Source organism: Oceanibaculum pacificum, from assembly GCF_001618175.1.
GTDB lineage: Bacteria > Pseudomonadota > Alphaproteobacteria > Oceanibaculales > Oceanibaculaceae > Oceanibaculum > Oceanibaculum pacificum.
This window is the reverse complement of record NZ_LPXN01000160.1, coordinates 1-19194: the sequence shown is the minus strand read 5'-3', so window position 1 is coordinate 19194 and position 19194 is coordinate 1. Positions and strand designations below refer to the sequence as shown.

The 19194-nt window shown below is 66.1% G+C and carries 18 protein-coding genes; 13 read left to right on the top strand and 5 right to left on the bottom strand.

The genetic code is table 11. The features are described from left to right. Positions 1 to 33: 33 nt before the first annotated feature. Positions 34 to 1254 carry an efflux RND transporter periplasmic adaptor subunit gene (locus tag AUP43_RS16905; protein WP_067559850.1) on the bottom strand — a complete coding sequence of 407 codons (1221 nt, stop codon included), beginning with the start codon at positions 1252 to 1254 and terminating at the stop codon, positions 34 to 36. Between the two features lie 165 nt (positions 1255 to 1419). Between AUP43_RS16905 and AUP43_RS16900 the strand changes: the two genes are divergently transcribed. Then, the gene (locus AUP43_RS16900; RefSeq protein WP_067559848.1) at positions 1420 to 2040 is read left to right on the top strand and encodes a TetR/AcrR family transcriptional regulator; all 621 of its coding nucleotides are present in this window, start codon (positions 1420 to 1422) and stop codon (positions 2038 to 2040) included. Positions 2041 to 2078: 38 nt separating this feature from the next. On the opposite strand, the gene AUP43_RS16895 is transcribed toward AUP43_RS16900, so the two are convergent. Further along, entirely contained in the window at positions 2079 to 2810 is a 732-nt protein-coding gene (locus tag AUP43_RS16895) for a GntR family transcriptional regulator (RefSeq protein ID WP_067559846.1), read from the bottom strand. 177 nt (positions 2811 to 2987) lie between these two features. Here AUP43_RS16895 and AUP43_RS16890 point away from each other — a divergent pair, with 177 nt between their 5' ends. The 6 genes from AUP43_RS16890 (at position 2988) to AUP43_RS16865 (ending at position 8514) form a co-directional block, all read left to right on the top strand. After that, a complete protein-coding gene (locus AUP43_RS16890; RefSeq protein WP_067559844.1) occupies positions 2988 to 3842 on the top strand; it encodes an isocitrate lyase/PEP mutase family protein in 855 nt (284 codons plus the stop codon). A 5-nt stretch (positions 3843 to 3847) separates the two neighbouring features. Further along, on the top strand, positions 3848 to 4357 hold the full coding sequence (locus tag AUP43_RS16885) for a LeuD/DmdB family oxidoreductase small subunit (RefSeq protein WP_067559842.1): 510 nt from the start codon (positions 3848 to 3850) through the stop codon (positions 4355 to 4357). Beyond that, on the top strand, positions 4338 to 5597 hold the full coding sequence (locus AUP43_RS16880) for a 3-isopropylmalate dehydratase large subunit (RefSeq protein WP_067559840.1): 1260 nt from the start codon (positions 4338 to 4340) through the stop codon (positions 5595 to 5597). Before AUP43_RS16885 ends, AUP43_RS16880 begins: the two co-directional genes overlap by 20 nt. A 64-nt stretch (positions 5598 to 5661) precedes the next feature. Continuing rightward, complete coding sequence (gene dctP / locus AUP43_RS16875) at positions 5662 to 6660, top strand: TRAP transporter substrate-binding protein DctP (RefSeq protein WP_067559838.1); 999 nt, start codon at positions 5662 to 5664, stop codon at positions 6658 to 6660. A gap of 64 nt (positions 6661 to 6724) precedes the next feature. After that, positions 6725 to 7240: a TRAP transporter small permease gene (locus AUP43_RS16870; RefSeq protein ID WP_067559836.1), complete on the top strand. Its 516-nt coding sequence runs from the start codon at positions 6725 to 6727 to the stop codon at positions 7238 to 7240. Then, entirely contained in the window at positions 7237 to 8514 is a 1278-nt protein-coding gene (locus tag AUP43_RS16865) for a TRAP transporter large permease (RefSeq protein WP_067559834.1), read from the top strand. Before AUP43_RS16870 ends, AUP43_RS16865 begins: the two co-directional genes overlap by 4 nt. Positions 8515 to 8616: 102 nt before the next feature. Here the strand turns inward: AUP43_RS16865 and AUP43_RS16860 are convergent, their stop codons facing one another. Further along, positions 8617 to 9819, bottom strand: a complete 1203-nt coding sequence (locus AUP43_RS16860) for a CaiB/BaiF CoA transferase family protein (protein ID WP_067559832.1) — start codon at positions 9817 to 9819, stop codon at positions 8617 to 8619. A gap of 10 nt (positions 9820 to 9829) precedes the next feature. Further along, positions 9830 to 10525, bottom strand: coding sequence for a GntR family transcriptional regulator (locus AUP43_RS16855; RefSeq protein ID WP_067559830.1), 696 nt, complete (start codon positions 10523 to 10525; stop codon positions 9830 to 9832). A gap of 103 nt (positions 10526 to 10628) precedes the next feature. Between AUP43_RS16855 and AUP43_RS16850 the strand changes: the two genes are divergently transcribed. The 6 genes from AUP43_RS16850 (at position 10629) to AUP43_RS16825 (ending at position 17355) form a co-directional block, all read left to right on the top strand. Next, positions 10629 to 11534 carry a hydroxymethylglutaryl-CoA lyase gene (locus AUP43_RS16850; RefSeq protein ID WP_067559828.1) on the top strand — a complete coding sequence of 302 codons (906 nt, stop codon included), beginning with the start codon at positions 10629 to 10631 and terminating at the stop codon, positions 11532 to 11534. Positions 11535 to 11744: 210 nt separating this feature from the next. Next, positions 11745 to 13406 (top strand): ABC transporter substrate-binding protein, encoded by a 1662-nt coding sequence (locus AUP43_RS16845; protein ID WP_067559826.1) that lies wholly within the window; start codon positions 11745 to 11747, stop codon positions 13404 to 13406. A gap of 84 nt (positions 13407 to 13490) precedes the next feature. Further along, a complete protein-coding gene (locus AUP43_RS16840; RefSeq protein ID WP_067559824.1) occupies positions 13491 to 14444 on the top strand; it encodes an ABC transporter permease in 954 nt (317 codons plus the stop codon). A gap of 3 nt (positions 14445 to 14447) precedes the next feature. After that, positions 14448 to 15338: an ABC transporter permease gene (locus AUP43_RS16835; RefSeq protein WP_067559822.1), complete on the top strand. Its 891-nt coding sequence runs from the start codon at positions 14448 to 14450 to the stop codon at positions 15336 to 15338. Further along, the gene (locus AUP43_RS16830; RefSeq protein WP_067559820.1) at positions 15335 to 16375 is read left to right on the top strand and encodes an ABC transporter ATP-binding protein; all 1041 of its coding nucleotides are present in this window, start codon (positions 15335 to 15337) and stop codon (positions 16373 to 16375) included. The genes AUP43_RS16835 and AUP43_RS16830 overlap by 4 nt, the downstream gene beginning before the upstream one ends. Continuing rightward, the gene (locus AUP43_RS16825; protein WP_067559818.1) at positions 16372 to 17355 is read left to right on the top strand and encodes an ABC transporter ATP-binding protein; all 984 of its coding nucleotides are present in this window, start codon (positions 16372 to 16374) and stop codon (positions 17353 to 17355) included. The genes AUP43_RS16830 and AUP43_RS16825 overlap by 4 nt, the downstream gene beginning before the upstream one ends. Here the strand turns inward: AUP43_RS16825 and AUP43_RS16820 are convergent. Then, entirely contained in the window at positions 17352 to 19058 is a 1707-nt protein-coding gene (locus AUP43_RS16820) for an acyl-CoA dehydrogenase family protein (RefSeq protein ID WP_067559816.1), read from the bottom strand. The two genes, AUP43_RS16825 and AUP43_RS16820, sit on opposite strands and share 4 nt — an antisense overlap. Between the last annotated feature and the right edge of the window lie 136 nt (positions 19059 to 19194).

The window sequence follows — 19194 nt, the reverse complement described above, 5'->3', positions numbered from 1 at the left end:
GAATGCCGATGCGGTCTGGACGGCCGGTGGCGCTTAGCGCTGCGCCACCGCCGTATTGCCGGCGGGCTGGGTGTACATGCTGACCATTTGCGGGGCGACCTGGACGCCCGGGCGCACCCGGTGCAGGCCGTTGACGACGATGCGTTCGCCGGCTTCCAGCCCGCTGGCGATCACGCGCAGGCCATCCTCGGTCGCCGCGCCCAGCGTCACTTCGCGATAGGCGACGCGGTCCTCGGCGCCGACAACCAGGACGAACTTCTTGTCCTGGTCGGTGCCGATGGCGCGCTCGCTGACCAGCAGCAGCGAATCGGCCTTGGCCTCGCCCATGCGCAGCCGCACGAACTGGCCCGGCATCAGTAGGCCCTGCGGATTGTCGAACTGGGCGCGCACCCGCACCGTGCCGCTGCGGGCATCGACCTGATTGTCGATCAGCTGCAGCTTGCCGCCATGCGGCGTGCCCGCGCTGCCGATGGTGCCCATCTGCACGGGAATGCGCGCAATATCGGTCGTGCCTTGCGCGGCCAGCTCCTGCAAGGCCTCGCTGACGATGCGCTCATTGGCGTCGAAGCTGGCATAGATCGGGCTGACGGACACCAGGGTGGTGAGCACCGGCGCGCCGGGGCCGGCGGCGATCAGATTGCCGACGGTAATCTCCAGCCGGCCGACGCGCCCGGCGATCGGCGCGCGAATTTCGGTATAGCCGAGGTCGAGCTGCGCGGTCTGCAAGCCGGCCTGGGCGGCGCGCAAATTGGCGACGGCCTCGTTATAGGTGCTGACCCGCTGGTCGACCACGCTCTGCGAGATCGTGCCGCGATTGGCCTGCTGCAGCTGCTGGGCGCGGTCCTGCTCCTTCTTCGCCAGGGCGACGCGCGCCTGGGCGGCCACCAGTTCGGCCTGATAGCGGGCGACGGCGGCGGCGTAGGGGGCGGGGTCGATGGTGATCAGCAGGTCGCCCTTCTGCACCAGCCCGCCCTCGCGGAAATGCACGGCCTGGACGGCGCCGGTGACGCGCGAGCGGATTTCCACCCGCTCCACCGCTTCCAGCCGGCCGGAGAAATCGTTCCACAGGCCGGTTTCCCGGCGTTCGGCGGTGGCGACGGAAACCGGCACCAGGGCGGGCGCCTGCGCCTCGGGCTGCGGGGCGGCGTCGGCATAGGCCTTGTGCCAGCCTTGCGTGACGAACAGGCCGCCACCGGCGGCGAGGGCGGCAATGACGAATCCGGCGCCTAAAAGGCGCCGCGTACCCTTGTTCATGATGAAAGCTCCTTGACCGGCATCGGTCCGCTGAATGGCGGGGTGGCTCGGTCATGGAGCCGGCTGCCCATCCATTTCTGTAATGAATGATACAGATATGCGACTGGACGGCGGCCGTCAAGCGGTTTATATAGTGATTATTAAAAAAAGAAAAGGAGGATCGCCATGGCTAAAGGACGACCCCGCGCCTTCGATATGGACGAGGCTTTGGACCAGGCGCTGAAGCTGTTCTGGACCAAGGGCTATGAGGGCACGTCGCTGTCCGATCTCACCCAGGCGATGGGCATATCTCCGCCCAGCCTGTACGCCGCCTTCGGCAATAAGGAAGGCTTGTTCCGCCGCGCCCTCGACCGTTACATGAACGAGATGTCGGGCGTGTGCGGCGTGTTGAACGCGCCGACCGCCCGGGGCGTCGCCGAGGCGATGCTGTATGGCGCGGCCGATATCGATCCCGAAAACCCGCCGGGCTGCATGCTGGTGCAGGCGGCGCTGTCCTGTTCCGATGCGTCGGAAGCGGTGCGCCAGGAATTGATCGGCCGCCGCAAGGCCGGCGAGGATGCGCTGACCGAACGGTTCGCGCGCGCCGTGCGGGAGGGCGACCTGCCGCCGACCGCCAACCCGGCCACATTGTCGCGCTTCCTGACCGCCGTGGTCCAGGGCATGGCGGTCCATGCCGCCAGCGGCGTCGGACGCGAGGTGCTGGTCGATATTGCCGGCGCAACCCTGCAGGCCTGGTCGGCGCTTGTCGATACCGGGATGTCGGCGCAGGATCGCGCGGCGGAATAGCGGGCCGCTCCCGCCAACGGGCTCTGTTAATGGCCCTGTTAACGGGGGTGGCGAAACACTTTTTCCGGCAAGGTCTGCACCCACGCGCCGGAGCGGCGCAGATGCGCGCTCATCGACTGCCGGGCGCCGTTCGTGTCGCCCGCCAGGATCGCCTCGGCGATCTGCTGGTGTTCGCGCGTGGAATGCTGGAACTGGTCGGTGCGCATGGCGTGCTGCACCTGCAGCATGATGATGGGCAGCTGCATGCGCGACAGCAGCCCCTGTAACTCCGTGTTGCCGCTGATCTTCAGGATGGTGTCGTGGAAGGTCAGGTTCTTGCCGAAGAATCCGGCTTCCGATTCGGCTTCGTTCATGTCGATCTGGGCCAGCATCGCCTCGAAGCGCCGCCGGTTGTCGCGATCATCGATGCGCTCCGCCGCCAGCTCCGCCGCCAGCGCCTCCAGCACGGCGCGGATGCGAAACAGATCCTGCATTTCCTGGCGCGTGAAACGACGCACCGCCGCCCCCTGGTTAGGCACCAGGTCGAGCAGCCCGTCGGCGGCCAGCCGGCTCAGCGCCTCGCGGATGGTGCCGCGCCCATAGCCCAGATCGGCCATCAATTCGCGGGTGATCAGCCGCTGGCCGGGGGCATAGCGCCCGGAGACGATGGCGTCGCGAACCTGCTGCACCACCATGTCCACCGCTTCGCCGCGCTTGCCGGCAGCCGGCACGGAGTCGGTCGCCCCGTCCGGCGTCTCCTCGGTCTCGGTCAGGGAAGGCCCAGTCTGCATCTGTCCTCGGCTTGGTGACGGCTCTCGCGGCATCTTCCCGTCAGTTTCCGGTTGACACAAGAAGATGATAATTTGATTGTAAGCCAAGATTGTATGACAAAAAAGGCCGATAATCGTATCCTCCTCCGGCATCACAACCGGTCGGCGGCCGCGAAACGGCCGTAACGGAGGAAATGCATGGGTACCCTGCGGCAGATATTGCAGCGTGGCGAGTTCGTCACCGGCATCGGCGTCTACGACATGATCTCGGCGCGCATCGCCGACCGCACCAGCGCCAACGCGATCTATGTCACCGGCTATGGCACGGTGGCCTCGCATCTCGGCCTGCCGGACGCCGGCATCGCCACCTATACCGACATGGTCGGCCGCATCGAACGCATCGTGGCGGGCACCTCCAAGCCGGTCATCGCCGATGCCGATACCGGCTATGGCGGCTTGCTGAACGTGCATCACACGGTGCGCGGCTACGAGAAGGCCGGCGTCTCCGCGATCCAGCTTGAGGATCAGGAATTCCCCAAGAAGTGCGGCCACACTAAGGGCCGCCGGGTGATTCCGATGGCCGACATGGCGCAGAAGATCCGCGTCGCCAGCGATGCCCGTTCCTCCGAGGATTTCCTGATCATCGCGCGCACCGACGCGCGCACCGGCCTGGGGCTGGAAGAGGCGCTGCGGCGCGGCGAGGCCTATGCCGAGGCGGGCGCGGACATCATCTTCATCGAAAGCCCGGAGAGCGAGGCGGAGATGGCGGAGATCGCCAAGCGCTTCGACAAGCCGACGCTGATCAATCTGGTGCATGGCGGCAGCACGCCGATCCTGCCGAAGGAACGTCTGGTCGAGCTGGGCTTCGGCGTGGCGATCTATCCGGGGCTGGGCTTCCTAGCCGCGGCCAAGGCGCTGGAGGATGCCTTCAACGATCTCGCGGCGGGCAAGGAAAACACCACGCCGATCTACGATTTCGCCAAGTTCAACGAGGTGATCGGCTTCCCCGAAGTGTGGGAGTTCGACCGCAAATACGCCGCGCCCGGAAGCTGAGCGCCATGAAAGTTTCCGGCACGGTCACCACCATCGGGGACGATATCGATACCGATATCATCTTCCCGGCCCGCTATCTCGCCATCCTGGACCCGAAGGAGCAGGCGAAATATCTGTTCGAGCCGCTGGGCGCGGATTTCCGCGACCAGGTGTGCGCCGGCGGCGTGCTGGCGGCCGGCTGGAATTTCGGCTGCGGCTCGTCGCGCGAGCATGCCGTCACCTCGCTGATCGGGGCGGGGGTAAAGCTGGTCGTCGCGAAATCCTTCTCCCGCATCTTCTTCCGCAACTCGATCAATACCGGCCTGCCGGTGATCGTCTCGCCGGAGCTGGCCGACGCGGTGGCGGATGGCGAGCAGGTCGAGGTCGATCTGGAAGCCGGCGGCGCGCGGGTGGGGGAGCGGATGCTGGCATTCACGCCGCTGTCGGCGGAGTTGCTGGCGATCCTCACGGCGGGCGGGTTGTGGGCGGCGCATGCGCAGAAAACGGGAGGCAACCATGCCGCACACGCTGGCTGAGAAGATCATGGGCCGGCTGGCCGGCCGGCCGGTGACGGCGGGCGAATTCGTCGAGATCGGGCCGGACTGGACCTTCAGCCTGGATGACGGCATCGGCCTGGTCGACCGCTATTTCAAGCTGCACAACGTGCATAAGATCGCCGATCCCAGTCGGATCGCGCTGTTCTACGATCACTACTCGCCGGCCGACACGCCGTTGCACGCCCATGTGCAGCGCATCGGCCGGGAGCTGTGCGCCAAGTTCGGCATCGACAAGCTGTTCGATGTCGGCGAGGGCATCTCGCACCAGATCGCCGTTGAGCAGGGCTTCGTGCGGCCGGGCCACATGGTCACCAACACCGATTCCCATACCTGCACCATCGGGGCGGTCGGCGCGGTCGGCTGCGGCATCGGCGTGGCCGAGATGGCCTATCTGTGGGCGCACGGCAAGCTGTGGTTCCGGGTGCCGGAATCGGTGAAGATCACGCTGGAGGGCAAGCTGCCGCCCGGCTCCTCGGCGAAGGACATCGTGCTGGCGATCCTGCAGCGCATCTCGGCCCGCGGCGCGCTCTACAGCTCGGTCGAGTATCACGGGCCGGCGCTGGCGCATCTGTCGATCCCGGAGCGCATGACCTTGTGCAACATGGGCATCGAGATGGGGGCGAAATTCGCCGTGGTGCCGGGCGACGAGGTTACCCGCGCGCATTACGCCTCCCTTGGCATCGAGGTCGGCGACATGCCGCAGCCGGATGCGGATGCGCGCTATGCCGCCAGCCACACCATCGACCTGTCGCAAGTCGGGCCGATGCTCTCGGCGCCGAACAAGGTGGATAACGTGCATGCCGTCGGCGATGTCGAGAAGCTGGCGATCAACCAGGCGTTCCTCGGCACCTGCACCAACGGGCGTTTCGAGGATCTGGCGGCTGCCGCCACAATCCTGAAGGGCCGGCGGGTGGCGCCGGGCGTGCGGATGATCGTCACCCCGGCCTCCAAGGCAGTCTATCGGCGGGCCTTGCGCGAAGGCGTGATCGAGACGCTGGTCGAGGCCGGCTGCGTCGTCACCACGCCGGGCTGCGGGGCCTGCGCGGGCATCCATCAAGGCGTGCTTGCGGAAACGGAGGTCTGCATTGCATCCTCCAGCCGAAATTTCCTGGGCCGGATGGGCAACAGGGATGCCAAAATCTATCTCGGCTCGCCCGCGACCGTGGCGGCCAGCGCCGTGAATGGCCGATTGACCGACCCCAGGGAGTTCTTGCCCTGAGGCGGCTTTCGCCGGTACAGCACGAACAACCCGCCATAAAGGCGGACATTAGGGAGGACCATCGATGAAAAAATTACTGCTCACATCCGCCATGGCCGTGACCCTGGCCATCGGCTCCTACAGCCAGGCGATGGCGGAGCGCACGCTGCGCATCACGCTGCAGATCGCCACCAATCACGAGCTCGGCCAGAACGTCCTGTTCTTCAAGGAGCAGATGGAGAAGGAGAGCAACGGCGCGCTGAAGCTGGAAGTGTATGATTCGGCGCAGCTCTACAAGGGCAACGAGGTGCCGCAGGCGGTCTCCTCCGGCGCCATCGACATGGGCATGGTGCTGATCGACGAATATGCCGGCACGATTCCGTCGGCCGCCGTGTTCAGCGTCGCCTTCATGTTCCCGGACTACAAGACCCTGGCGAAGGCGGTCGATCCGTCCAGCCCGGTGCGCAAGCTGATCGATGACGAGATTCTGGCCACCGGCACGCGGGTGCTCTGGTACCAGGATTACGGCGCCGTGCAGCTGCTGGCCCGGCGCGGCGAAATCCGCACCCCGGCCGACATCAAGGGCAAGAAGGTCCGCGTGCTGGGCAAGCCGTCGGGCGACTTCATCAATGCGCTGGGCGCTTCGCCGGTCAAGGTCGGCGGGTCCGAGCAGTTCATCGCCTATCAGCGCGGCACGGTCGATGTCGGCATGACCGGCACCACGGCCACCAAGAGCCGCAAGATCTACGAGGTGATGGATTCGATCACCATCACCAACCATGCCCATACCGAATTCCTTATCGTCATCAGCGAGCTGACCTGGAAGAAGCTGAGTGACCAGGAGAAGGCGTGGATCACCAAGGCTGCCCAGGCCGCCGAGATGAAGATGCGCGAGAACACCGAAAAGGCCAATATCGAGGCCGAGAAGTGGCTCACCGCCAACACCAAGATGAAGGTCATCAACCTGACCGCCGAAGAGCTTGCCCTGTGGAAGAAGGCGGCCGAGCCTTCGGTCCAGGCCTTCATCAAGGATTCCGGCGCGACCGGCCAGAAGCTCGTCGACGAGCTGCGCAAGCTGCAATAGCACCGATACGGCCCCGTCCCTCGTGACGGGGCCGCTTTTCTCGTTCTCCTTCCAGGAGGTTTCCATGGGACGGATTGGCGCGGTTTGCGGCGCGATATCCGACTGGCTCGGCTATCTCAGCGCCGGGCTGCTTTTCGCTACCGGGCTGATCCTGTCCTACGAGGTCTGCGCCCGGTATTTCTTCAACGCGCCGACCATCTGGATTCACGACTACGCCGTGACCTTCCAGGTCTGGTTCACCTATTTCGCCCTGGCCTATGTGCTGCGAAGCGGGGAGATGATCCGCATCACCGCCGTCATCGGGCTTCTCGGGCCGAACGGCCGGCGCTTGGCGGAGGCGTTCTCGCTTGTCGTCATCATCGCCATTTCGATCCTGGTCGTCGTGCTGGGCAGCGATATCGTGCGCGATTCCATCGCGCTCGGCCGCCGGCAGCCGACCATGCTGGCCCTGCCGAACTGGATTGTCGAGCTGCCGGTGGTGGTGGGCTTCGCCCTGCTGGCCGTCCAGGCGCTCCTCAACCTGATCCGACTGCCCTTCGAGGAAGCCCCGGTCTTCCGGGTAGAGGAGATGCATAAGTGACGCTGTTCCTCATTCTAGGCGGGCTTCTGCTGCTGTTGTTCAGCGGTCTGCCTGTCGCCTTCGTGCTCATGTCGATGGGCACGGTGATGCTGATCGCGCACGGCCTGCCGCTGATCATGGTGGCGCAGAACATGCTGAGCGCGGTCGATAATTTCGTGCTGCTCTCGGTGCCGATGTTCCTTTTGATGTCGAACATCCTGCTGCGCGGCGGGGTCGGTAAGGATCTGTTCCAGGCGGTGCAGAGCTGGGTCGGCCATTGGCCGGGCGGGCTGGGCGTCGCCACGCTGCTATCCTGCGGCATCTTCTCGGCGATCAGCGGCAGCTCCGTCGCCACGGCGGCCACCATCGGCACGGTGGCGGTGCCGGAGATGACGGCGCGTGGCTACAAGCGCAACTTCACGCTGGGCCTGCTGGCGGCCGGCGGCACGCTGGGCATCATCATCCCGCCCTCGATTCCGCTGATCGTCTATGGCGTGATCACCGAAGAGAGCATCGGCAGCCTGTTCCTGGCCGGCATCGGCCCGGGCATCCTGCTGATCGTGCTGTTCGGCGTCTTCGTCGTCGGCCATTCGATGTATACCGGCAATTACGACAGGCTTGGCCGGGCGAGCTGGGCGGAGCGGCGCGCATCGACCATCCGCGCCTTCCCGACGATCCTGCTGGCGGTGGTGATCATCACCGGCATCTATGCCGGCATCTTCACCCCGACCGAGGCGGCCGCCATCGGCTTCATCATGGCGCTGCTGATCACCGGCGTCATCCTGCGCACGCTGACCTGGAAGATCGCCGTGGAGGCGACGATATCGGCCCTCCGCACGACCGTGGTGCTGTTCCTGGTGGTCGTGGGCGCCAAGATTTTCGGCAAGGCGATCACGCTTTACCAGATTCCCAACATGGTCTCGGCGCTGGTCGACACGCATGTCTCCGAGCAATGGCTGTTCCTGCTGATCGTGACCGGCATCCTGCTGGTGATCGGCCTGTTCCTGGAAAGCCTGTCGATGCTGCTGATCATGGTGCCGGTGCTGTTCCCGACCGTGCTGGCGCTGGGCGTCGACCCGATCTGGTTCGGCATCTTCTTCGTGCTGCTGATCGAGATCGCGCTGATCACGCCGCCGGTGGGGCTGAACCTCTTCGTCATCCAGGCGGTGGCGAAGGCGCAGCTCAGCACCGTCGTCAGCGGGGTGCTGCCCTATATCTTCATCATGCTGGGCAGCGTGCTGCTGATCTACCTGCTGCCGCAGATCGTGCTCTACATCCCCTTCCAGCTGTTCTAGGGGGGCTGTCACCCCCGGGTCGAGCCCGGCAATGACAAGGGAAGCGCTAAAAAGCCCGCGACCGAAAGGCCGCGGGCTTTTCCGTTACGGCAGCCGGTGGCGTCAGACGATGCCGGCCGTGCGCAGGGTGGCGATCTTCTCGGCGCTGTAGCCCAGCTCGCCCGTCAGGATTTCCTCGGTATGCTGGCCCAGCTCCGGCCCGCAATGGCGCACCGAGCCCGGCGTGTCGGACAGGCGTGGGGCGACGTTCTGCATCGCCACCTCGCCGAATTCCGGATGCATCAGCCGCACGATGGCGTTGCGTGCCTTGAAATGCGCGTCCTCCAGCATTTCCGGCGCGCGGTAGATGCGGCCGGACGGCACGCCGCTCTCCTCCAGCAGGTCCAGCAGCTCGGTCGCGTTCACCGTCGCGGTCCAGCGGGCGATGATCTCGTCCAGCTCCTGCTGGTGCTGGCCGCGCGCGCCGTGGGTGGCATAGCGCGGATCGTCGCCCAGCTCGGCCTGGCCCATCGCCTTGGCCAGGCGTTTGAACACCGTGTCCTGGTTGGCGCCGATCAGGATCTGCTGGTCGTCGGCAGTCGGATAGACGTTGCTGGGCGAGATGTTCGGCAGGATCGGCCCGGTGCGCTCGCGGATATAGCCGGTCTTGTCGTACTCGATGACGATGCTTTCCATGAAATTCAGCACCGCCTCGTAGATCGCGCTGTCGACCACCTGGCCGCGCCCGGTGCGATGGCGGGCATTCACCGCCATCACCGCGCCGAAGGCGGCATGCATGGCGGCCAGCGTGTCGCCGATGGCGATGCCGGCGCGCGACGGCGGGGTGGAGGGATCGCCGATCACATAGCGCAACCCGCCCATTGCCTCGCCAATCGCGCCATAGCCGGCACGCTGGGAGTAGGGGCCGGTCTGCCCGTAGCCGGAGACCCGCACCATGATCAGGCGCGGGTTGATCGCCGACAGTTCCTCATAGCCCAGGCCCCAGCGCTCCATCGTGCCGGGACGGAAATTCTCGATCAGAATATCGGCCTTGGCGATCAATTCGCGCACGATGGCCTGGCCCTCGGGCACGCGCAGATTGCAGGTGACGGACTTTTTGTTGCGGGCGATCAACGGCCACCAGAGCGTCTTGCCGTGGGCCTTCTCGCGGCCCCATTCGCGCATCGGGTCGCCGATTCCGGGCTGCTCGATCTTCACCACGTCGGCGCCGAAATCGGCCAGCAGCTGGCCGCAGAACGGTCCGGCGATCAGCTGCCCCATTTCCACCACGCGCAGATCGGCCAAGGGGCCGGATTTCACTTCCATCGTTTCCTCGCTATTGGTCTTGGTTCGGTGCGCTATCCAGCTGCCGCAGGCGGCGCATCACCGCATGATGGGCGGACAGGATATGGCTCTTCATCGCGGCACTAGCCCATTCGGCGTCATGCGCTTCCAGGGCGGCGACGATCTCGTGATGGTGGGCGGCGCTGCGGCGAATTTCCGCCGGCTGGTAGCTGCCGAACACCCATTTCACCATCGGTATCTCGACCACCAGGTCGAGCAGGCGCTTCAGCCGCTGGCTGCCGGCGGCCTCGACCAGCAGCTCGTGGAATTCGGCATTCACGGTTGAACGCTCGTCCAGCACCTGGTCGACCGGGCAGTCGGCCATCGCGCTCATCTGCTCGGCCAGGGCGCGCAGGCGCTCGATCTGCGCCTCGGTGGCGCGCTGGGCGGCGCGGCCGGCGACCCGCGATTCGATCAGCATGCGCACCTCGAACACTTCCTCGATGTCGCGCGGCGACCATTCGGCCACCTTCACCCCGGCGTTCGGCGTGATCTCCAGCCAGCCCTCGGCGCCCAGCCGGCGGAACGCCTCGCGCACCGGCGTGCGGCTGAGGCCGAGCTGGGTTGCGATGGCGCCCTCGCGCAGATGCATGCGCGCGGCGAATTCGCCCGATAGAATGGCGTTCTTTAGATAATCATAGGCCTGCTCGACAGCGCGGGCCCCTTTGGCGGGTGTGGCGACATTCATGTAAGTTGCATACAATTATAGTGGATGCCGCGTCAATATCCGTTATCATATCCGCCATATCGTCAATTTTGTATGCAATAACGAAATATCAGGAGAGGATGCTGTGCAGCCCACATCGACCACCATCGTCGAGGTCTCGCCGCGCGACGGCCTGCAGAACGAAGCGAAAATCCTGTCGACCGAGCAGAAGCTGGAGCTGATTCGCCGCTCCATCGCCGCCGGCATCAAGCGCATCGAGGCGACCAGCTTCGTGAACCCCAACCGCGTGCCGCAGATGGCCGATGCCGAGGCGGTGATGGCCGCCGTGCCGCGCCGCCCGGACATCCAGTATATCGGTCTGGCGCTGAATGTGCGCGGGGCGGAGCGCGCGGTGGCCGCGGGCGTGGACGAGATCAACTACGTCGTCATCACCACCGACAAGTATAATATGGCCAACCAGGGCTGCCTGACCGCCGATACGCTGGCCGGCTGGCCAAAGGTGGCGGCGATGGCGCGCGCTGCCGGCAAGACCGCCACTTTCACCATGGCGGCCACCTTCGGCTGTCCGTTCGAAGGCGAGGTGCCGGTGCAGCGCGTGGTCGACCTGGCGCGCGAGGGCGCGAAGGAAAATCCGTCGGAGATCATCCTGGCCGATTCCATCGGCGTCGGCGTGCCGACCGATATCGAGGCCAAGGTGGCGGCCGTGCGCGAGGCGCTGCCGGGCATCCCGCTGCGCTGCCATTTCCACAATACCCGCAATACCGGCATCGCCAATCTGGTGGCCGGGCTGCGCGCGGGGGTGTCGGGATTCGACGCCTCGATCGGCGGCATTGGCGGCTGCCCCTTCGCGCCGGGGGCGACGGGCAACATCCCGACCGAGGACGTCGTCTACATGCTGAACCGCATGGGCGTGGAAACCGGCGTCGATCTGGAGGAGTTGATCGACACCGCCAAATGGCTGTCCGGCGTGTTGGAAAAGACCATGCCGGGCATGCTGTCGCGCGCCGGCAATTTCCCCCGCGCGGCATAGGGCTCTCCCAGGGCCGCTGCTGGATAAAGGCGGCGGCCCTGGGCGGCGTGGAGTTGGGCATTAAAATGCATGCACTGCTCAAATTATAGGCATTCTTTCCCCTTCTGATTAGCGCTATCCTTTAACGCGACAGGCAACGCGGTATTTCGCGTCCCTGGCATGGCCCTTGCGACTTTGCAGGTTCTGGGTTGCGTTTCAGGAGGCTGCACAATGATAAAAACCTACCGCTCTTTGCTGTTGGCCGGCACCGTCGCCCTCGCCGCCGGCATGCTGCTGAATTCGACCGCCGCGCAGGCGGAAAAGGTGCTGCGCATCGGCATGACCGCCGGCGATATTCCGCGCACGCTCGGCCAGCCCGACCAGGGCTTCGAGGGCAACCGCTTCACCGGCATCCCGATCTATGACGCGCTGGTGCATTGGGATCTGTCCAAGGCCGATGCGCCGTCCGTGCTGATTCCGGGCCTGGCCACCGAATGGGCGGCTGCGGAGGACAAGACCAAATGGGTGTTCAAGCTGCGCCCGGGCGTGAAATTCCATGACGGCTCGCCGTTCAATGCCGATGCCGTGGTCTGGAACGTCCAGAAGGTGCTGGACAAGGAAGCGCCGCATTTCGACCAGAGCCAGGTCGGCGTCACCGCCTCGCGCATGCCGACGCTGCGCTCGGCCAAGAAGATCGACGATCTGACGGTGGAATTGACCACCTCGGAGCCGGATTCCTTCCTGCCGATCAACCTGACCAACCTGTTCATGGCCTCGCCGGCCCACTGGGAGGCGAAGCTGAAGGCGGTGCCGGCCGACGTGACCGACGCCAAGCAGCGCGCCGCGCAGGCCTGGACCGCCTTTGCCGCCGACCCGTCGGGCAGCGGCCCGTTCAAGGTTGTCGGCTTCGCGCCGCGCGAGCGGCTGGAGCTGGCGAAGAACGCCGGCTATTGGGATCCCAAGCGCACGCCGAAGCTCGACAAGGTGGTGCTGCTGCCGCTGCCGGAAGCCAATGCCCGCACCGCCGCGCTGCTGTCCGGCCAGGTCGACTGGATCGAAGCGCCGGCCCCCGACGCGGTGCCGCAGATCAAGGAGCGCGGCTTCAAGATTTACGCCAACGCCCAGCCGCATGTGTGGCCGTGGCAGCTTTCCTTCGTCGAGGGTTCGCCCTGGCTGGATAAGCGCGTGCGCCATGCCGCCAATCTGTGCATCAACCGCACCGAGATGAAGGAGCTGCTGAACGGCTTCATGGAAGAGCCCAAGGGCACCGTGCCGCCGGGCCATCCCTGGTGGGGCAATCCGAAGTTCGAGATCAAGTACGACCCCGCCGCCGCCAAGAAGCTGATGACCGAGGCCGGCTTCTCCGACTCCAAGCCGCTGAAGGTGAAGGTGCAGACCTCCGCCTCCGGTTCCGGCCAGATGCAGCCGATCCCGATGAACGAGTATGTCCAGCAGAGCCTGAAGGAATGCTATTTCGACGTCGAGCTGGACGTGATCGAGTGGAACACGTTGTTCACCAACTGGCGCGTGGGGGCGAAGGACGCCACCACGGCGCGCGGGGCGAACGCCATCAACGTCTCCTTCGCGGCGATGGACCCGTTCTTCGCCATGGTGCGCTTCACCTCCACCAAGACCTTCCCGCCGGTCTCCAACAATTGGGGCTATTTCGGCAATGACGAGTTCGACAAGCTGATCGCCGCCGCGCGCACCAGCTTCGACGGCACCGAACGCGACGCGGCGCTCGCCAAGCTGCATGCCCGCATTGTCGAGGAAGCGCCATTCGTGTGGATCGCGCACGATGTGGGGCCGCGCGCCATGTCGCCGAAGGTGACCGGCGTGGTGCAGCCGAAAAGCTGGTTCATCGACATCGCGCCGATGGACATCCAGCCTTAAAGCCTGTCGTGAACGGGGCGTCGCCTGTGCCGGCGGCGTCCCGTCCTCGCCGCTATCCTCCTTTCCGACGCCGGGTGACCGCCGATGCTGGTCTATCTGACGAAGCGCATCGTCTACACCATTCCCATCGTGGTGGGCGTGTCGCTGGTCTGCTTTCTGCTGGTGCATCTGGCGCCGGGCGATCCGCTGGTTTCCGTGCTGCCGCCGGACGCCTCGGAGGATCTGAAGCAGCAGCTTCTCATCATCTACGGGTTCGACCGCCCTTACTGGGAGCAGTTCCTGCGCTGGGTCTGGCGCGCGCTGCACGGCGATTTGGGCAATTCCATCGCCAGCGGCCGGCCGGTCACCACCGAGGTGCTGCGCGCCGTGGTGAATACGCTGATCCTAGCCACCGTGGCCACGGTGATCGGCTTCTTCTTCGGGCTGCTGTTCGGCTTCGTCGGCGGCTATTACCGCGAAAGCTGGATCGACAAGACCGCCTCGGCCCTGTCCGTATTCGGCGTGTCGGTGCCGCATTACTGGCTCGGCATGGTGCTGGTCATCATCTTCTCCTCGCAGCTCAACTGGCTGCCGCCGACCGGGGCCGGCCCCGGCGGATCGGGCGAATGGACGCCTGACTGGGCGCATATCCGCCATCTCATCCTGCCGGCCATCACCATGTCGGTGATCCCGATGGGCATTATCGCGCGCACCATCCGCGCGCTGGTCGCCGACATCCTGTCGCAGGATTTCGTGCAGGCGATGCGCGCCAAGGGGCTGGGCGAGCGCGGCGTGTTCCTGCATGTGGTGAAGAACGCCGCGCCGACCGCGCTGGCGGTGATGGGCCTGCAATTGGGCTATCTGCTGGGCGGCTCGATCCTGATCGAGACGGTGTTCTCCTGGCCCGGCACCGGCTTCTTGCTGAACGCCGCCATCTTCCAGCGCGATCTGCCGCTGTTGCAGGGCACGATCCTGGTGCTGGCGCTGTTCTTCGTGCTGCTGAACCTGATCGTGGATCTGGTGCAGAGCCTCCTCGACCCCCGTATCCAGCGGAGCTGACCGATGGCCCTTCTGCGATTCGGCGCCGACGCCATGCCCAGCGCGATCGAAAGCTCGGAAGGCTACTGGGCCTCCGTCTGGCGGCGGCTGAGGCGCGACAAGGTGGCGATGATCGCCGGCGCGGTGGTGCTGGCGCTGATCCTCATGGCGGTCTTCGCGCCCTACATCGTGCCGGCCGATCCGTTCTCCGGCCGCATGCTGCGGCGGCTGCGGCCGATCGGCACCGAGGGCTATCCGCTGGGCAGCGACGAGCTGGGGCGCGACATGCTCTCCCGCCTGATCTATGGCGCGCGCATGTCGCTGCTGATGGGCGTCACCCCGGTCATCATCGCCTTCGGGCTGGGCTCCACGCTGGGCATCGTGGCCGGCTATCTGGGCGGCTGGTTCAACACCATCGCCATGCGCACCATCGATATCTTCTACGCCTTCCCCTCGGTGCTGCTGGCGGTGGCCCTGTCGGGCGCGCTGGGCGCGGGGCTGACCAACGCGCTGGTGTCGCTGTCCGTGGTGTTCATCCCGCCCATCGCCCGCGTTGCCGAATCGGTGACCACCCAGGTACGCAACCGCGACTATGTGGAGGCCGCGCGGGCCTCCGGCGCGCCGGGCTTCACCATCGTGCGCGTGCATGTGTTGGGCAATGTGCTGGGGCCGATCTTCGTCTATGCCACCAGCCTGATCTCGGTCTCGATGATCCTGGCCTCGGGCCTGTCCTTCCTGGGCCTCGGCGTGCGGCCGCCGGAGCCGGAATGGGGGCTGATGCTGAACACGCTGCGCACCGCGATCTATACCCAGCCCTGGGTAGCCGCCTTGCCGGGGGCGATGATCTTCATCACCTCGATCTCCTTCAATTTGCTGTCGGACGGGTTGCGATCCGCCATGGATGTGAAGCAATGAGCGCCGCCGCTCCCCTGGACCGGGGCGGGCCCGCCCAGCCGTTGCTGACGGTGCGCGGGCTGGTGAAGCATTTCGCCGTGAAGGGCAGCCTGTTCGGCGCGAAGGCGATGGTGCGCGCCGTCGATGGCGTGGATTTCGAAATCCTCAAGGGCGAGACGCTGGGCGTGGTCGGCGAATCCGGCTGCGGCAAGTCAACAACCGCGCGGCTGCTGATGCATCTGATCGAGCCCGATGCCGGCACGCTGATCTTCGATGGCGAGACGGTCGGCGATGGCGGGCTGACGATGCGGGAATTCCGCCGCCAGGTGCAGATGGTGTTCCAGGACAGTTACGCCTCGCTCAATCCGCGACTGACGGTGGAGGCTTCCATCGCCTTCGGCCCGCAGGTGCATGGCGTGCAGGCGCGCCAGGCGGTGGACCGGGCGCATGGACTGCTCGACCGGGTGGGGCTTGACCCCAGCCGTTTCGCCGGGCGCTATCCGCACGAGCTGTCGGGCGGCCAGCGCCAGCGGGTGAACATCGCCCGCGCGCTGGCGCTCCAGCCGCGCCTGCTGATCCTGGACGAGGCGGTCTCCGCGCTCGACAAGTCGGTCGAGGCGCAGGTGCTGAACCTGCTGCTCGATTTGAAGGAGGAGTTCGGGCTGACCTATCTGTTCATCAGTCACGATCTGAACGTGGTGCGCTTCATGTCTGACCGGGTGGCGGTCATGTATCTCGGCAAGATGGCGGAGATCGGCCCGGCCGGGGCGGTGTTCGACAAGGCCGCCCACCCTTATTCGGCGGCGCTGACCCGCTCGATGCCGTCCATGGACCCTGACCACCGCACCGAGGAAGCGCCGATTGCCGGCGATCCGCCGAACCCGATCAACCCGCCGACCGGCTGCCGCTTCCATACGCGCTGCACCTTCGCCGAATCGGTTTGCAGCACCCGGGTTCCAGCCCTCGACCCGGTCGGTCCCGAGGGTGGCCCCAGCCATCTGGCGGCCTGCCTGATGCATGAACCCGGCTCCGGCCATAGCAAGGCGGAGGCGTCATGAGCGAGCCCCTCGTCCAGGTCCGCGGCCTGACCGTCAGCTTCATGGGCGGCCCGAGCCCGATCCGCGCGGTCAATGGCGTCGATTTGGAGCTGCGCGCCGGGGAGACCTATGCGCTGCTCGGCGAATCCGGGTCCGGCAAGAGCGTGACGTTGCGCGCGCTGATGCGCCTGAACCCGGAGAAGAAGACCAGGGTGGAAGGCTCCATCCGCGTCGACGGGCAGGATGTGATGGCGCTGAACCGCAAGCAGCTTCAGCAATTTCGCGGCAAGACCCTGTCGATGGTGTTTCAGGAGCCGGCCCTGGCGCTGGACCCGGTCTATACGCTGGGCCAGCAGATCGCCGAGGCGGTGGCGATCCATGAGGGTGTCAGCCATGCCGAGGGTCGAAAGCGCGCGCTGGAGCTGTTCGAGCGGGTGCGCATTCCCTCGCCGGAGCGCCGGCTGGACGCCTATCCGCACGAAATGTCCGGCGGCATGCGGCAGCGGGCGATGATCGCCCTGGCGCTGTCTTGCCGGCCGCAGGTGCTGCTGGCCGACGAGCCGACCACGGCGCTGGACGCGACGGTGCAGATTCAGATTCTGCTGCTGCTGCGCGAATTGCAGCGCGAGCTGGGGTTGGCGGTGATTTTCGTCACCCACGATATCGGCGTGGCGGTCGAGGTGGCGGACCGCATCGCGGTCATGTATGCCGGCCGCATCGTCGAGACCGGCGCGGTGCGCGATATCATCCGCAACCCCAGTCATCCCTACACCATCGGCCTGCTGCGCTCGCGCGCGCATGGCGCGTTGCAGAAGGGCGCGCGGCTGGAAACCATCCCCGGCTCGCCGCCGGACCTGGCGAATTTGCCGGCCGGCTGCCCCTTCGCCCCGCGCTGCCGCTATGCCATCGACCAGTGCCAGACGGTGACGCCGGAGCCGGTGGCGGTACGCGACGGGCAGATCGTCCGCTGCCTGCGGGTCGGGGAGCTGGAGGCGGTCTAGTTCCGCCCTTCCAGCCGGCGCGACAGCAGCCCGCGCCCGACGACATGGGCCTGAATCTCCGCGGCCCCTTCGAAGATGTTCAGGATGCGGGCGTCGCACAGCACCCGGCTGATCGGGTATTCGTGCGCGTAGCCGTTGCCGCCATGCACCTGCAGCGCATTGTCGGCGTTCGACCAGGCGACGCGAGCGGCCAGCAGCTTGGCCATGCCGGCCTCGATGTCGCAGCGTCGGTCGCTGTCCTTCTCGCGCGCCGCGAAATAGGTCAGCTGCCGGGCGATCATGGTCTCCACCGCCATCCAGGCCAGCTTGCCGAAGACGCGCGGGAAGGCGTAGATCGGCCGGCCGAATTGCACGCGCTCGCGGGCGTAGGCCAGGCCCAGCTCCAGCGCGTTCTGCGCCACGCCGACGGCGCGCGCGGCGGTCTGGATGCGGGCACTCTCGAAGGTCGCCATCAGCTGCTTGAAGCCCTGGCCCTCGATGCCGCCCAGCAGATTCTCCGCCTTTACCTGGAAGCCGTCGAAGCCCAGCTCGTATTCCTTCATGCCGCGATAGCCCAGCACATGGATCTCGCCGCCGGTCATGCCCTCGGCCGGGAACGGGTTCTCCTCCGTGCCGCGCGGCTTTTCCGCCAGGAACATGGACAGGCCCTTATAGCCGCTGTCGGGCGAACCAGTGCGCGCCAGAATGGTCATCATGTCGGTGCGCGCGGCATGGGTGATCCAGGTCTTGTTGCCATGGATCGCATAGGCGTCGCCCTCGCGCACGGCGCGGGTGCGCAAAGAGGCGAGGTCGGATCCGGTATTGGGTTCGGTGAACACGGCGGTCGGCAGAATCTCGCCGCTGGCCAGCTTCGGCAGCCAATGCTCCTTCTGCTGCGGCGTGCCGCCCAGACGGATCAGCTCGCCGGCGATCTCCGAGCGGGTGCCCAGCGAGCCGACGCCGATATAGGCGCGCGACAGCTCCTCCGTCACCACGCACATCGCCATCTTGCCGAGGCCGAGGCCGCCATTCTCTTCCGGGATGGTCAGGCCGAAGACGCCCAGCTCTGCCATCTGCTCGACAACCGGCAGCGGGATCAGCTCGTCCTTCAGATGCCATTCATGGGCATGGGGCGTTACCTTCTCCGCGCCGAAGCGGCGGAACTGGTCGCGCATCATCTCCAGCATCTCGTCATCGAAGCCCAGCGCGCCGAAATCGCCGCTCGACAGCCCGTCTTCCATCAGTGCTGCCAGGCGCTGGCGGGTGGCGTTGGTGTTGCCCGCCGCGATCAGCGCCGTGACCTCGGCGGTGCGGAAGGCCGACAGATCCTCCACTTCCAGCCCGAAATCGCGCGGCCGCACGATTTCCACCTGGGAAATCGCGATGCCGCCCTCGATCTGCGCCAGATATTCGCCGAACGCCGCCTGCAGGATCAGCGCCTCGAACTCGCGCAAGGCTCCCTGGGCCTCCAGCCGCTCGGCCCAGCCCAGCATCTGGCGCAGCGCCTCCGTATAGGTCGCCAGCCAGGAGATGCCGTGCACCGCCAGCTGTTCCTGGTCGAGCAGGGCGCTGCTGATCTTGCCGTCCGGGGCGACCCGCGCGCCGACAGTGCGCATCGCGGCGTCGGTCAGCCGGTCGGCGGCCTCGACGGCCATCCGGCAGGCCGGAATCAGCTCGGCGAGAAGAATGTCGGCGGTTTCGGTCTTCGGCGCGGCGGAGGACATGGCATTCGCAATCGTTGGGAAAGGATGGCTAGTACATGGCACAAATCGGCCCCTTTGCCAGCCCCCAAGCGGCGCAGGGGAGATAGTCCGGATGCGGCCGATCTCCCCTCACCCGGCTTCCGCTAGGCTCATTGCA